The following is a 14899-nucleotide window of genomic DNA, read 5'->3' as shown; positions in this document are numbered from 1 at the left end:
GCCAGTCGCGACCACCAAAGCATGCTTAAATCTTCATTGCTCTTGCCGCCTGTTCTAAACTGGCCCGCACAATCACGTGATGAAACGGTGCTATCGTCGTAAGATAGGTACGCCCCAGTCGGTTGTGGCAATGCACCACGGTACCCGCGACCAGTTCGCGCCCATTTGCTGCATCGGCGCGAAGTTGGATGGTGACGCGGAAGTCGAGATGTCAGTCGTCCGCGCCCACTACCAACTCCGTCGCGCTCTTTGACAGCACCGGGAAGAAGCCGATAACCGGCCCACTCGCCGCGGCGGCAAGACCGACGGCGCGCGACGATTTGACGGCGACTGTCGCCATCACCACATCACGGATACGAGTGAGCGCACGAATCCACCACGCCTGTCGCTCGAGCGCGGTGCGTGCCAGCACCTCCAGATCATCGCAGGCCCCCGCCGGCAGTTGAATTGCACAATTGTCAGGAGGCTGTTTATCGGTGCCATTCCAGTTTGGAAAGGAACAGGCCCCGCCGGGCTCAATCGATATTACGCAACACTGTGGCTGAACACGGAATCGCACATTTGAGCCATTGTCTGGCCATCAAGTTTTCGGAGACGGCTGAGCAGAATTGCCATCAGGATCGAGGAGTAACCATCGGATATGAGAGAGCAGCCGATGATCCACCGACTGTGGTTCGTAGCGTGGGCATTGAGCCTCTTTTTCCTGCTGGTAGCCGGCGCTCAGGCTCAGACCGCACAGGCGCCGACATCGCCTAATCCAGATGTGGCTTCGCACGCCGGTTCTCCGTCGGATGCGCAAGCCACCGCGCAACCAGCAAAACCGCCTGCCGCTCCGCTCAATACGGCCGAGATCGTCGCACGTGCCAACAAAAGTGTCGGCGTTGACATCGAGAAGCAGATCACGGGCTGGCAACAGGAGCTTTCGGGCCTGGAGAGCGACCTGCAAAAGCCGGGCTTGCGCTATTCGGAACTGAACGACTTCCGTGACAAGCTCCAGCGCGTTCGCGGCGAGATTGGGAGCTTCCGCACGCATCTTGAACCTGCACTCGCGGCCGCCAGGGACCAATTGGGCCTGCTCGGACCGGCACCGGCCACCGGTCAACCAACCGAGCCGGACGACGTAGCACGAATTCGAGCTGACCGGACCTACTACCTCGGAGTGTTGACTGGAGGCCAGAAAGAGATCGACTCCGCCAACCTGCGCATCGACAAGCTCATCGATACCATCCAGGACATCCGTCGAAAGAATTTCGCGACGCGCCTGTTGCAGCCGGTCCCTGGCATCTACTCGTCTGAGACCTGGTCGAGAGTGCCGGACTATGTCCCATTAGCCACATACCGCGTTCGCGGCATCATGACCGGCTGGTGGCGCAGTCTCGGCGATCAGGACGAGGTGTTGCTCGTCGTTTTCGAAGCCGGACTGCTCCTGGTCGGACTCACCATTGCCGCCTCCTTCGGAACCTGGCGGTTGCGCCGCCGGCCGTCCGAGGACGACGATCAGCCTTTCTGGCGGCGCGCTGCGGTCGCCGGCGCCATCGCCTTGCTGTGGATATTGCCGGCCGTGGTGCCGATCGCTTTCCTCTACGGGCTCGTCGCCGACATGCATGAATTGCCTAAACGCGTCGATTGGCTGCTGTACTCGACTGCGCAATCAATCATCACCGTTCTCGCAGTCAGCGTGCTTGTCATCAGCGCGTTCGCACCGAGGGTGTCGCATTGGCGGTTGATCCCCGTCTCAGATCGCACAGCACGTCGGATTTGCGGGCTCCTTGTGGCGCTCGCAATCGTGTATGGCGTGACCACGTTGCTCTACATGGTCACCCGCGTCGTGCAGGCCCCCTTTGCGCTGACGGTCGCGGTCGCACTTCCCTCGAGCCTGCTTGTGACTGGAATCATCGTTGCCATCCTTCTTACGCCGCTGGAGGCGCAGCACCAGGACCGAACCCTCTCTCCGCGGCTGCTCGGCATGCTGCGGGTTCCTGTTTGGATTGCAGTCACTGCGATTGTCATATCTGCGCTTGCCGGGTACCTGGCGCTTGCTCGGTTTCTCGCGCAACAATTGGTCGTGACCGGCTCCATTATGGCGTTTGCCTACCTGCTGCTGCTGTGGGTCGATGGACTGATGCAGGGCTTGGGCGACGACCGCGCAGCGACAGGCCGCTGGCTCAAGGAAAGCTTTGGTGAGCAACACCGGCGGCACGAGCGGCTAGTTCTGCCGATCGGCCTGCTCCTCAAGGCTATTGTGATCATACTGTCCGTGCCCCTCATTTTGCTCCAGTGGGGTTATAGTTGGCCGGAAGTCTACGACTGGTACACGCAGCTCTTCTTCGGTTTCCGGGTTGGCAACACCCACGTATCCGTTGCGGTGCTCCTCGCGTCGGTGATCGTGTTCGGGCTCGCCTATGGCGCCGCCCGACTTTTCCAGGGCTGGCTCGATGAGCGGGTCCTCAAGGCGGCGGGCATTTCGGGCGGCCTCCGCGATTCGATTCGTGTTGGAGTGGGATACGGCGGCGTCGTCATCGCAACGCTTGCGGCCTTCTCTTACGCAGGCTTCGACCTGTCCAGTCTCGCGATCCTGGCCGGCGCATTCTCCGTCGGAATCGGCTTCGGTCTGCAAAGCATCGTCAACAATTTCGTGTCAGGGCTGATCCTTCTGGCTGAGCGCCCCATCAAGGTTGGTGACTTGGTCGTCGTCGGAGGCGAAGAAGGTTATGTTCGCAAGATCAGCGTTCGTTCGACCGAGGTCGAGACGTTTGAGCGAGCGAGTGTTGTGATTCCAAACTCGTACTTCATTACGGAGAAGGTGAAGAACTGGACATTGCGCGACAACAAGCGTCGCATCGCAATCCCGGTTAGGGTCGCGAATGGCTCTGATCCGCGGGCGGTCAAATCGATTCTGCTCAAGGTCGCGCAGAACCATCCCAGTGTCCTGACACTGCCTGCACCGTCCTTCGATTTTGAAGATTTTGGGGTAGACGGCCTCACCTTCAAACTCTACGCCTTTGTCGATCTTAGCGCGGGGGGCAACGTGGCCGCTGATCTAAGGATCGCCATCCTGGAAGCTTTCCAGGAGGCCGGGATCACGTTCCCGTCCCGGCAGGCGGAGGTCACGCTGCAGACCATCGACGTGTTGCGTGAGATGGCGCAATATCTCCCAAGTGACGCTCATAAGACAAGGGGCGAAGCCAAAGGGCCCGCTGCAGGGCAGCTTGCCAATCTGCCAAGACAGCCGACAAATCTCGTCAGACCCTAGGCTTGTTGGGAACGCAATCGAGACCTTGTACTTTTCGACGATAGACTCCGGGCTAACGCTGAAATTGTTGGAATGGCGTGGTGTCCCAATCGTGTGAGGTACGGTTTGTGCCAGACCGCGCATCAACTGCGCCGTCACAGCGGTTCCAACCGTTGCGCACCGGATCAAAAGCCGCTGCCGCAAGGGGAGGGCATGTCCGCTCCGGGTCTTGGCTGTGTGAAAAGGCCAAGACGCTTAAGCCCGATAGAACAAGTTATTCGTCCGAGACCGCTCTAGCGTTCAAGCTTGCAAGCGATTTCAACTTAGATGACGAACTGCAGAATGTAATTCTAGCCGTGTTTCGATCCTTCGCGTTTTCACACAGCCAGGGTCATTCGCGACCCGCCTGAGTGAGCAGCGAGTCAGGGTACGGTCTGCTAGGCCCCGATAGCGAACAAATCCCGCCTCACAACGAAATTACGCGGTTGGCCAATAGCGGCATACCGCTAGGTCTGCGCGGCGCTCCGAGCCAATATCTCCCTGGTTTCGCGCATGCCGCGATTGATCCCCCTCTCAGGCCACAGTCGGCAAGGATAGGGAAGGTGGCAACGAGATGCGTGCTCGTGACGGCGGGCCCGAACGGGAATAGCATCCACTCATTAGGGGGAGGCGACCATGTTCAATCCCACACAAATTGTCATCGAGGCATTTATCGAGCAGCTTCGGGAGGCATACGTTCAAAGCTATGGCGTCCTTGAGCCGGCCTATCCGGACATCATTGCATTCGTGGGGCGCCTCGCTCTAGAAAACATCGCCGACAGCGATGCAGCCTACCACGATATGAACCACACCATAATGGTAACGCTTGTGGGCCAAGAGATCTTGCAGCCGCAAGACCAACCCCACTGCGGGGCGGAGTTAGGGACCCCGGCGCGGCGCCCTATGACACCAACCCGGGCATCACCAAAGTAGATGAGCCACGTCTCGCGATGAGCGGCGGGTGAGAGCGGGCGTGCCACAATCAAAGCGCCGCGATCGGCGGCTGGCAAATTATCAATCCATCGCGGGTCGGAGCGGCGCGAGACCACCGTCCATAGTGGATGTGGAAATGAGTTTCATCGTTGGCGGGCACGCTTTCGCGGCGGATTTTGGTGCAGGCATGCTTCAGTGCCGCATTGCCCTCTCAACAAAATCCAGCAGGGAGGGAGTCACGTCGCCTAGCTCGAGCAAACGACGGCGAAGCTCGTCAGCGATTTCCGCAGTCACATCGCGCGACCATCCCTGTGTCGTGTTGAAGACAATGATGCGAACAGGATGTTCGTACTGGCCTTCTGTCAGGTGCCGGAGAAGCGTCGCACGACCGGTGTCCTCTTCGGCTGTCTCGCACCAGGCGCGGCCAAGCCCGCCGCCAAAGTCCTCAAGCACAAGATAGACATCGCCGCGGGCTAACGCATTCGTCACTATTGAGGGGGAGCGTTTCAACAGACCTCCCAAATAACCACCTTCGGTTGAATATTGGAATTTAGAGCGATTGTGATCAAAAAGACTATACGCAAAAAGGAGTTAGCCAATTATTGGCGGGTACCTGCCATCGGTGCATTGCGCTGCAGAATGCCGGCCCGCCCGTCCCTAATAGATCGGTTCCATGTGCAATCTCTATTCGGTCACGACCAACCAAGAGGCAATCCGGGCTCTTTTCCGCGTGATCAACCGCTACGTCGGCAACCTAGCGGCCGATGCCCGGCGTCTTCCCGGACTACCCGGCGCCGGTCGTCCGCAACGCTGCGGACAAGCGCGAGATGGTTCTGATGCGGTGGGGCATGCCGCAACCACCGCGCACCGGCGGGCCGCCCATTTCCAACATCCGCAACGCGTCATCGCCGCATTGGCGGGGATGGCTGAAGCCCGAGAATCGTTGCTTGGTCCCGGCCAACAGCTTTGCCGAATACGCGCCGGAGCCGAACCCTGAGACGAAGAAAAAGGACGTGGTTTGGTTCTCGCTGAATGAGGACCGTCCGTTGTTCGCGTTCGCGGGCATCTGGGCCGAGTTCAAGGGTGACCGAGGCCCCAAGTCCAAGCCGATCCCGAGGCCGCATCTGCTCTACGGCATCCTGACGACCGCGCCAAACGCCATGGTCGAGCCGATCCATCCGAAGGCCATGCCCGTGATCCTGACGACTGACGAGGAGCGAGAGGTGGATGCGGGCGCCTTGGGATGAGGCAAAGGCGTTGCAGCGACCTCTGCCAGACGATGCGCTCAAGATCGTGATGCGCGGGGCCGATAAGGAAGATCGGCAGCCGCATAGGGCCTGGCCGGTCCGTGCCTTCACCCGATAGTGCTGGTACCTAGGAACCGCACTAGCCGAATGGGGATGTTCGTCTATCGCGCCGAAACCCTTCGATCCGCTTGGTTCCGACGACTCTGCCGGGCCGCACGCTTGGCCACCCGGGCGTACTTTCCGCCTTGCCAGATTCGGCCGTCCATCGCCGCGCGCCACACGGGCCGCCGGTGTTTGGGGAAAGCCTAACCGGCCGAGCCCGTAGTCCGGAGCTTCCGGGCCAGGCAGGCCATCCCCTCGGAAATACGGAAAACGTGCCAGCACTTCCATTGCTACTTCTCGATCATCATCGAAATGGCATGGCTGCGGTTCAGATGTCCGGGCGCACCAGAGCGATGTACGGGGCAACGAAATGGCGCGGCGAACAACGCCAGGCGCGAAACCACGAAAGAGAAATCGAATGCCCTGGTGAGGGATGTGATTCAGGTCACTGCCCGTCAGCGCCCGTCCAGCGGACTTTACCGTTACGGTTCGGGAGATGGTCCCGTGCCGTAGAAGGAGTAAGTCATGCCTACGATTATTGCTGCTGCGCATGCTAAACCGCATGAGCCACCTCGTGAGCTATTAGCGGATGAACTTGATCAAGCCGCCGGGGGCTTGGCGACTAAGGACGGGTGCGCATATTCCACCGCACATCCGTACTATGAGCTCATAATCGGTCCCATAACTGTCGTACCGGCAAAATAAGCCCAGCTTCGGTAACCTGCGGCCCCTCTCGCGAGGGGTCTGTTTTGGGTATTAAGCGATCGGCAGCGGCAGCTCGCATCCGGCGTCACCGCAAGCTGTGAGGTGCGGATGCGCAAGGAAAGACCCTGCCTCACGGCAATCGATGGCCGGTTCAAGACGAGAACACGCCACCTACTGCCGCCGACGTCGAACTATCACGCGTGCTAATCCATGAAGCGCGGCCGCATCAGAAAAAATACGGAGAACGGAAAGCAACCATTAACGGTGAGCTAACGACTCCCTCCTAGATTTACGTGCGCTCGCGATGCCTACCGTGCAGCGCGTCAGTCAATACTAGTGCGACGGTTTGTTTTTATCGTTCCTTTTCTGTGACCGTATCCGGATCGCTCATCATGGTTGAGACGCGAGTCGCTCCACGCTTTCGTGTGAGAAAGCCTGCCACGGTTGAGCGCTGGGGCTCGAAATTCGCCTGCACGATTCGCGATATTTCGATTACCGGCGCGGCTATCGAGTTCTCGAACCTAATTCGTTCGCTTCACATCCCGGACAAGTTCAATTTGATCATACCGGAGGACGGCTTGGAGTTGTCCTGTCACGTCGTCTGGCGGAAGGAATATCGCATGGGTGTAGCGTTCGACCAGGATTAGCAGAGCCGCTCGACTGACCCGCCTGCCGAATTAGTCATCCCCCGTAAATGTCCCAAGTGCTTGGTCCCGATAGATCTGGTAGCACTCAACCATGCGAAGCGGCAATCAACGACCGATCTGCGAGAAGTGCAAACGCGAGATGACTCGCGTTGGCGAGCTGCCGCCGATCGGGAATCGTGAGGCTGTGCGGGTCTACCGGTGTGTTCCTTGTAAGCTGATAGCCTCGGTGCCTCCTGCCCGGTAGTTCTAGTGGACGTAGGTAGTTGTGAGCTTGGTTTTTGTTTTCATCACGATCGAGCTTTTCCAATGAGCATCAAAGCCGTTATGGCGGAAGTCCTACAGGCCGAGCTGATGGCGCGCGGAATAGAGTCGCTGGCGCTGTCCGACTACGAACAGATTGTGGAGCGGCTGGTAGAGCAAATCAGCGAATTAGAACTGAAGATGGCGGCGCGGGGAATAACCGACAAGAACAAGCCGTGAGCGGCTGGCAACGACCATTTGACGACGCGATCGTGCTGCCCAACGGCCAGGAATTGCACACCCTGCACGACGCAACAACGTTCATCACACGTTGCCGTAGCGTGAATACGACGTGGCGGAATGGTTGGCAGCGATTGAAGCGCTGATACTTGTTGTGGAGAAGCGCGGCCGACGATGTTCGCGGGTCGGATTCAGCGCGCGTTGAATCTCGAGAAGAAGCCCGAAGAGCGGAAGAGGCGGACGCGGGGTTTACCGGATCCAGACTTAGTTTGTAGCCGGGACTGCTCGTCTGGATTCCGCAGAACGCGGAAGTGGTCTTTCGACGAATCCAAATTCTGAGGGGGTGTACCTGGTCACGGCGCGTACGAGGTCCGCTGTGCCACCGATAGCGGCGCAATAGCGGACATCACCGAAGGTCTGGTCCGGGTAAGGCTCGGAAGTCTCTACCAGCGCGAACGAGTAACAACCGACTAGACCCAACACAGCGTCAGGTTAATGTCGGCTTCCGGGGATGGAATAGCTCTTCGACGGACTGTTTCGGGTCCTTGATCTGAGAGCGGTCCTTGCGATCGTTCTTTTGTGCTTCGAGCTTCTGCAGGAAACGGAAACGCGGCGATCGGGTCGCATGCCCTGATCGGCCGTGCTTGGTCATACCGAAGCCCTTTTGGCCGCTGTGCGTCATTTGGCGGTGCCTTGGCTTGGCCGCAAGCCCGGACGGGTGACGCCGGAAGACTACACCAATCCCTCAGACGAGCAAGTCGCCGAGGCTGGCTGATAAAGGCGTATGGTCCGCTACGGTGAAGGGCGGCGGTGGAAGCGACTGTGGACCGATGTCCGGCGTACCGCTGACAGCCGACGTGACGACCCATCATTGGCCTGTTCGGCTCCGGGCCAGGACCTGACTCACACACTGCACAAGGAGAATGTCTCGAGCACCTCATCGCGCAGCGGAGGGGTGAAGCTCACTGCGGGACGGTCATTAGTTCGAGCACATGGCCGTCAGGGTCGCGAAAATAGACGCCGCGGCCGCCATTCCAGTCGTTGAGCTTACCGTCGTCGAGGCTCCACGGTGCGCTGCCATAGGCGAGCTTCGCCTCGCGAATACGGCCGAAGATGGCATCGAAATCGGCATCGTTGACGTGGAAGGCGTAGTGGTGGCTCTCGAACTCCTCCTCGTCGTCGAAAAGGAGCGTGAGCGTCTCGTTGATACGTACCGGCGCGAAATGGCCGCCTTTCGGATCGGCATGGAGGTCAAAAATGCGCGCAAAAAATTGTGCCGCGGCCCTCTTGTCGCGAGCAGGGACGATGGTGTGGTTGAGGGTGATGGTCATCGGAAGACCTCTCGCTAAAGACGCCGAGACGTATCGGCATGCTCAAGACAATCCATAGATAGGTCTTGCAGGTTGTGGCGTGAAGGGGTCTCATTGCAGGATGCCATCACGACGAGAGTCTGGGATGATCCGGTCACTCGCGCTACTTTTGCCGGTTCGCCTGATGTCTGCTTATCCCCCAACGCGAAGGACGACGATGGTCACGTCTGGATAATGTCAGTGCCTGAAAAAAGAAACGGTAGTCGCATCGAGAATCCACTTCTTTGGCGGGATATTTTAAAACACCAATTCAGATCTTGATCCGCAAGATATTGATCATCAATACGATGGTATCCTTGCGGGTGGAACCAAGCGTCCGCTCAGCGCACACGCAGGCCACTTTCAGCATCAAAAACGAATGTGCGTGATGGCGTGAGCGAGACACCGATGCGCTCGCCTTGCCTGCCAGCAAACTGCTTGGGGGCTTTCACGGCGATGAAGTCATTTTCGACCTTGACCGTCACAAGCGTGTGGTCGCCGATCAGCTCGTTGGCGTAGATTTCGCCCTTCAGATCGCCCTTGTCGTGCTCAACGATCGTGCAGTCTTCAGGCCGCACACCAAGGACAGCCCTGGCGATCCTGCCCGACACCGATGACACCAGCTGGGCTCCGTGGCCCATGAAGGTCCCGCCCTCCAGAGTTCCATGGATGATATTCATAGGCGGTGAGCCGATGAACTGGGCGACGAACAGATTGGCAGGATCGTTGTATGTGTTCACCGGCGTATCGAGTTGTTGCAGAACTCCCTTTTCCAGAATTGCGACCCGGTGGGCCAGGGTCATGGCTTCAATCTGGTCGTGAGTGACATAGATGGTCGTGATGCCCAGCGACTGCTGCATGTGCTTCAGTTCGGCGCGCATGTGACCACGAAGCTTGGCATCGAGATTTGAAAGCGGCTCATCCATGAGAAACACCGACGGGCGGCGGATGATGGCCCGAGCCAGCGCCACTCGCTGACGCTGACCTCCGGATAGCTCCCGGGGGTAGCGGTCGAGCAGGGTCTGGAGTTGAACCTGAGCGGCGGCCTCCTTGATCGCGGCGGCACGCTCAGCTTCGGGAATGCGGCGAACCTTGAGGGGAAAGCCGATGTTCTCGGCCACGGTCTTGTGCGGGTAGAGCGCGTAGGACTGAAACACCATCGAGATGTCGCGGTATTTCGGCAAGATGTCGGTAACATCGCGGTCGCCGATCAATACGCGGCCGGCAGTGGCGGTCTCAAGGCCGGAGAGAATGCGCAGCGCAGTGGTCTTTCCCGAGCCGGAAGCGCCGAGCAGCACCAGGAATTCGCCCGGCGCGATGTCCAGATTGAATTCCTCGAGCACCTTCACGGAACCGAAATATTTCCGCACCTTGTCGAAACGGACCGGGACCTGGCGAGCGGCGCCCGAAATTGTCTTGTTCATCCGCTCATCCCTTGACCGCACCAAGCAAGACGCCCTTGGCGATATAGCGCTGCAACACCACAGCCATGATGATCACGGGAAGGATCATGATCATGATAATGGCACACATCTCCCACCAAAGAATGCCACGCTCGCCGGTGTTCTTGGCGGCAACCATGATCGGCATGGTCTGGGCCCGAGCGGTCGTGAGGAAGATCGCGAAGAGATACTCGTTCCAATTGAGAATAAGCGTCAGCAGGGTGGTTGCAGCGAGCCCCGGACGGGTCAAGGGCAACACGATGTCCCAGAATATCTCGAAGCGTGACGAGCCATCGAGTTGTGCCGATTCCTCCAGTTCAACGGGAAGGTTCGCGAAAAAGTCATGCATGAGCCAGACGACGATCGGCAGATTCACGACCGCATAGACGATGATCAGCGCGAGGTGCGTGTCGATCATGCGGACGGACTGAAACATCATGTAGACCGGAATAATGACGACGATCGGTGGCAAGATGCGCTGAGATACGATCCAGAACAGAATGTCGTCATTTCCGAGCGTGGACTTGAAACGCCACCGTAAGGCGCGGGCAAGAAGGAAAAACAGGGCGAGGGCAACTGAGCCTGAAATCGCCCAATGAACATCGAAATAGTTGGAAGCGACGATGGCCGACAGGGCCAGCAGCACAAACGCCACGATGTTCCCGAACTTCGGCTTGTAGCTAATGCGCGCCAGCGCGTAAGCCGCCATGGACCCGACCGCAATGCAAAGCGCGGTGGCGCCGAAGCTGATCACAAAGGAATTCGTATAGGCAAGGTAGACCTTGCAAATCTGCGGCTCCAGCTTTTCGATCTTCACGATCGGCGACACCATGAAGGCGAACAGATTGTTGACCAGCAGGAAAAGCTGGCGGCCGATCGAATAGGCATCGCAATAAGGGTCTGTTGCGAATTGTGCAGTCCAACCCTTCAGCGTCGGCTGGAAATCGACAAAAGGGATAAAGAACGGCCCGTTATTGACGGTCGCGGCATCCTTGAAGGCCGTAATGACCACCCAATAGATCGGAAAGAGCACGAACAGTGACCAGAACAACAGGATGGCCGAGGCCACAAGGTTGGCCATAAGGGACATCTTGCCCACGGCAGGCGGTTCGAACAATCGCTGTCTGAAAGACCGGTGCCTGGAAATCTTGTAAGTCGCCCCGCTCATGCCCGCGCCCTGCGTATCCGTTTGACGACCACATAGTTGAAGAACGAGGAGCACACGACGACGGTCAAAATCAGGAGAAGATATGCCACGGCCGCGGAATCACCCATGTTATTTGCGCGCCAGAGAAACAGCGAATGCAGTGTCATTGACTCGGTTGCTATTCCGGGCCCTCCGGCTGTCATGATGTTTGGCAGATCCACGATCTTGAACGCCTCGATCATGCGAATAAGCATGACGGTTGCTGCGACTGGAAGAATCTGCGGCCAGGTGATTTCGCGAAAGATCTGGAAACTGGAGGCACCGTCGACCTGTGCGGCCTCGACATGATCCTTGGGCACGTTCTCCAGAGCGGCGAGCAGAACGATGAAGATGAAGGGGATCCATTGCCAGGAGTCCCCCAGGATAACAAACCAGCGAGCGGCCCAGGCATCGGTTGACCACGCCCAATTCCCGAGACCGATCAATTGCCAGAAGGGCTGGAACGGACCTTTGGTCACGTCCAGTATCATCTTGAAGGCATAGCCCACCCCGAGCGGGGTGATCATGAGGGGGATGAAGAACAGGATGCGGAAGAAATTCTTGCCGATAACGGGCTGCGAGCACAGGAACGCCAGCATCAGGCCGATGACGAACTGGACGGAGCAACCAACGACGACATAGAACAGGGTATTGAGCAGCGTGCCCCACTGATTGCCGGAGAGCAGGGTGGCGGCGAATAGAAGCGCAATGAACATTGCCATGGCTGCGCTGATCAACCGCCCGGCCAGGCCGACCCAGGTAGTTCCCCTGACGACGGCGCGATAGAGCCACCACAGCAGGGCGCCAGCAATCACGAGGGTGAATACCCAGCCGGCGATGCTCATGCTGGTGAAGCGGCCGAGGAAGTGAACCTGCTGGTTGCCGGTAAATTGGGCCGCGAAGTTCTCGAACCAGACCGTCCGGAATTTGAGACCGGTGGCCGAGAACCTGACATGACTGATCGCAAAGACGATCGTGTAGAAGGTCGGGAAGATCGCAAAGAGTAGGAGAAGTGTCACAGCGGGAGCGATGAAGAACGTTCTCGAATGGCGGTCAAACCACTCGCCCCAGCTTTCACCCCGAGAAAGGCCAGCCGGGGAAATCCCCGGCTGGCTCGTAGCGGTCCCATCAGACATCAGGCTCGCTCACTTTGCAGGTCCGACAGCGAGTGCCATCTGCTTGATCTGCTCGTCGCGGCCGAAGTCCTTGGTGATCTTTTCCCAACCGGCCTCGATGTTCTTCAAGGCCTCGTCCACAGTGATCTCGCCAGCCATATAGCGCGCCAGCTCGGTGTCGAGAACGACCCCGGTGTACTGCTGCGCACCCGGGATCTTGAGGTCCGAAGACATGTTCGGGTTGTTAAGTGCATCGTTAATGGCGCCCATGTAGTTCTTGGCAAGGCCCTCATCCATGCCTGATTTCACCCAAAGGTCCGTGCTCTTGAGCTGGCTGAGGCGGTAAGGGTTGAAGCCTGTCCAGCCCATGGTCACGTCGACGTTGGATTGCTCTTTCTGACTCATGAAAGACAGGAAGTCATAGGCCGCCTGCTTTACCTTGGGATCCGACTTGGCGTTGATGGCGCCGCCCCAGCCGCCAAAGGCCGAGAACGGAGCATAGTTGATGCCATCGATCGCATTCGGTGCAGACTCTTTGCTGACAGGAACAAGCTTGCCGGTCTTGCGGTCCAAAACTTCCTTCGAACCGACATTGGTGGCGTAGAGCTTGTTCTTGATCCCCTTTGCGTCGTCTTCGAGCTGCAGCGGACCCGGATCGCCCCATTCGATCAGGAGGCCGCAGCGGCCCGACTTGAACAAGGCGCGGGTGTCGCCGATGTCCATATTTAATTCTTCAGGCGGTCCGTATTTGCTTGTCTCCTTGTAGAGTTCAAAGGCCTTCTTCCAGCCGGCATTGTTGACAAGGGGCTTCATTGTGGCGTTGTCGAACTGAAAGCCTTGGGCCGTCCCCTGAGTCTGAACGATCGTCGAGGCGATCGTCTGTACGGCGAAATAGCTCTGCGCGTTCCGCTTCTTGAAGATGCAGGAGCCATAGCCTGGCTTGCCGTCGCCGCTCATGTCCTGACCGTTGATCGCCTTGGCGATGGCGAGATAGTCGTCCCAGGTCTTGGGCGGCTGCAGGTTGTTCTTTTCCAGGATGTCCTTCCGGTAATAGACCATCTGGAAGTCGCCATCGACCTGGATCACCATCGTATGCCCGCCGATCTTCTGGGCAAACTCGCGGAAATAGGGGGCGATGTCCTGGAGGTCGATCTTGCTGTCCTTCGCTATGTAGGGATCGAGGTTTTCGAGCAGTCCAGCCGCCGCGAGCTCGACGCCCCAGCCGGCGGCGAAGACCGCAACATCAATGGAATTCGTTCCCGTGGACCAGTCTTGCTGAACCTTCGGGAAGATCTCAGCATACGGCACTTCATTTACGATGATCTTGGCGCCCGTCAGCTTCTCGAATTCCTTGCCGCGCTGGGACACTGCGCCGGCGATGACGGGTCCCGGGCGCGTCAGGATGTTGATCGTAATGCCGTCATACTGGCCGGCACCGGCGATGCCCGACCACCCGCACAAGGCGACAGCCGACGCGGCAGTTGCCGCAAGCTTTCGAATGTCCATAGGTCCCTCCCGTGTACATTTGATTGAAGTGCCGAGGCCTGAGCCCACGCAATCCGTAACCCTACAGCATTTCGCTATCCGGAAAAGCCTGTGCATTCCTAATATGGTGGTTGGCGTACCATCCCGGCGGCCTGGAGCTGGTGTGCAAGCGCAGCAGGACCGAGTGCGGGCATGGTCATCAGCACCGCGGCCGCCGAGAAATGATCCTCGGACCTCGCCGCCAACCTGGGCCTCCTTCATCAGCAACTGGCCAACCAACCGCCATTGAGGAAGTGCTGGCGTTTCGGACAACTGCTTGCCGATTTTCCCGAAGTCATCGAAGCCTATCTCACCGCCGGCGATTGCGATTACCTCGTCAAGGTGGCGTCGAAGGCACCGCGGGCTACGAGTGCTTCCTGCGTGAAAAGGCATCCGCTACAGCAGGTCGTCATTCATACTTCAGCGCGCGGCTGGACCGCATTCTGCACCAAGCCACACCGCGATGAGCGAGCAGCCAGAAGCGGCCATTGAACCGGATTTCAGGATCGCGTCGCATTTTCGTTGGTTACGATCCACGCAATCCACCACGCCGCTGCAGTTCTGAGTATCACCTCAACGCGCGCTGAAGGTAAGGCCGGCGCGCTCCTCCAGACGCTTGCGCAACGCCGGGCCCATCAGCGCGCCCGGCGTCCAGATGCCACCCTCGCCCTCCACATCGCGCACGAGGCAGAGAGCGCTCTCCGTGATCATCTTGCTGGTCGAGCCGTAACCCGGATCTCGGTCGCCCAAGACTACCGCCTCGACGTGTCCGCCGTCCGGTAGCTCGCCCAGGAAGAGGATGTCGTAGAAGCCCTTCTCGCGCTCTTCCCGAGTGGGGCCGGCGCCGGGTTTGAGACCGCCGGTCCGGAACAGGGAAACCATCGTGGCAAAGGTCTCC

Annotated in this window: 12 protein-coding genes and 3 pseudogenes; 6 read left to right on the top strand and 9 right to left on the bottom strand. The window is 58.8% G+C overall.

Annotated elements, in window-relative coordinates; genetic code table 11:
• Positions 1 to 25 precede the first annotated feature (25 nt).
• Positions 26 to 559 (bottom strand): annotated as a pseudogene (locus tag SO156_RS38150) (DUF2867 domain-containing protein).
• Positions 560 to 655: 96 nt separating this feature from the next.
• Between SO156_RS38150 and SO156_RS38145 the strand changes: the two are divergent.
• Positions 656 to 3253: a mechanosensitive ion channel family protein gene (locus SO156_RS38145; RefSeq protein WP_498538383.1), complete on the top strand. Its 2598-nt coding sequence runs from the start codon at positions 656 to 658 to the stop codon at positions 3251 to 3253.
• Between the two features lie 654 nt (positions 3254 to 3907).
• Positions 3908 to 4204 carry a hypothetical protein gene (locus SO156_RS38140; RefSeq protein ID WP_498538382.1) on the top strand — a complete coding sequence of 99 codons (297 nt, stop codon included), beginning with the start codon at positions 3908 to 3910 and terminating at the stop codon, positions 4202 to 4204.
• Between the two features lie 192 nt (positions 4205 to 4396).
• Here SO156_RS38140 and SO156_RS38135 read toward each other — a convergent pair whose 3' ends face one another.
• Positions 4397 to 4714, bottom strand: a complete 318-nt coding sequence (locus SO156_RS38135) for a hypothetical protein (protein ID WP_458145029.1) — start codon at positions 4712 to 4714, stop codon at positions 4397 to 4399.
• A gap of 163 nt (positions 4715 to 4877) precedes the next feature.
• Here SO156_RS38135 and SO156_RS38130 point away from each other — a divergent pair.
• From SO156_RS38130 to SO156_RS38120, 3 genes and pseudogenes are all read left to right on the top strand, one after another.
• A pseudogene (locus SO156_RS38130) lies at positions 4878 to 5569 on the top strand (SOS response-associated peptidase).
• A 1081-nt stretch (positions 5570 to 6650) separates the two neighbouring features.
• A complete protein-coding gene (locus tag SO156_RS38125) occupies positions 6651 to 6905 on the top strand; it encodes a PilZ domain-containing protein (RefSeq protein ID WP_498538381.1) in 255 nt (84 codons plus the stop codon).
• Between the two features lie 306 nt (positions 6906 to 7211).
• Positions 7212 to 7385 (top strand): hypothetical protein, encoded by a 174-nt coding sequence (locus tag SO156_RS38120; protein ID WP_458145031.1) that lies wholly within the window; start codon positions 7212 to 7214, stop codon positions 7383 to 7385.
• Between the two features lie 962 nt (positions 7386 to 8347).
• On the opposite strand, the gene SO156_RS38115 is transcribed toward SO156_RS38120, so the two are convergent.
• The 6 genes from SO156_RS38115 to SO156_RS38090 all read right to left on the bottom strand — a co-directional run bounded on the left by SO156_RS38115 (position 8348) and on the right by SO156_RS38090 (position 14207).
• The gene (locus tag SO156_RS38115) at positions 8348 to 8716 is read right to left on the bottom strand and encodes a VOC family protein (RefSeq protein ID WP_458145032.1); all 369 of its coding nucleotides are present in this window, start codon (positions 8714 to 8716) and stop codon (positions 8348 to 8350) included.
• Positions 8717 to 9075: 359 nt separating this feature from the next.
• Positions 9076 to 10158, bottom strand: a complete 1083-nt coding sequence (locus SO156_RS38110) for an ABC transporter ATP-binding protein (RefSeq protein WP_498538380.1) — start codon at positions 10156 to 10158, stop codon at positions 9076 to 9078.
• Positions 10159 to 10162: 4 nt separating this feature from the next.
• A complete protein-coding gene (locus tag SO156_RS38105) occupies positions 10163 to 11257 on the bottom strand; it encodes a carbohydrate ABC transporter permease (protein ID WP_498538379.1) in 1095 nt (364 codons plus the stop codon).
• Positions 11258 to 11340: 83 nt separating this feature from the next.
• On the bottom strand, positions 11341 to 12498 hold the full coding sequence (locus tag SO156_RS38100) for a carbohydrate ABC transporter permease (RefSeq protein ID WP_498538378.1): 1158 nt from the start codon (positions 12496 to 12498) through the stop codon (positions 11341 to 11343).
• 9 nt (positions 12499 to 12507) lie between these two features.
• Positions 12508 to 13983: an ABC transporter substrate-binding protein gene (locus SO156_RS38095; RefSeq protein WP_458145036.1), complete on the bottom strand. Its 1476-nt coding sequence runs from the start codon at positions 13981 to 13983 to the stop codon at positions 12508 to 12510.
• A 98-nt stretch (positions 13984 to 14081) separates the two neighbouring features.
• Positions 14082 to 14207, bottom strand: a complete 126-nt coding sequence (locus SO156_RS38090) for a hypothetical protein (RefSeq protein ID WP_498538377.1) — start codon at positions 14205 to 14207, stop codon at positions 14082 to 14084.
• 40 nt (positions 14208 to 14247) lie between these two features.
• Here SO156_RS38090 and SO156_RS38085 point away from each other — a divergent pair, with 40 nt between their 5' ends.
• Positions 14248 to 14493, top strand: a complete 246-nt coding sequence (locus SO156_RS38085) for an Lrp/AsnC ligand binding domain-containing protein (RefSeq protein WP_498538376.1) — start codon at positions 14248 to 14250, stop codon at positions 14491 to 14493.
• Between the two features lie 81 nt (positions 14494 to 14574).
• On the opposite strand, the pseudogene SO156_RS38080 reads toward SO156_RS38085, so the two are convergent.
• Positions 14575 to 14899 (bottom strand): annotated as a pseudogene (locus SO156_RS38080) (saccharopine dehydrogenase); the annotation flags it as partial.

The sequence above is a fragment of the Bradyrhizobium sp. UFLA05-125 genome, assembly GCF_059803515.1.
Note: the sequence above shows the minus strand (reverse complement) of the source record. Positions and strands in the feature narration are given on the sequence as shown.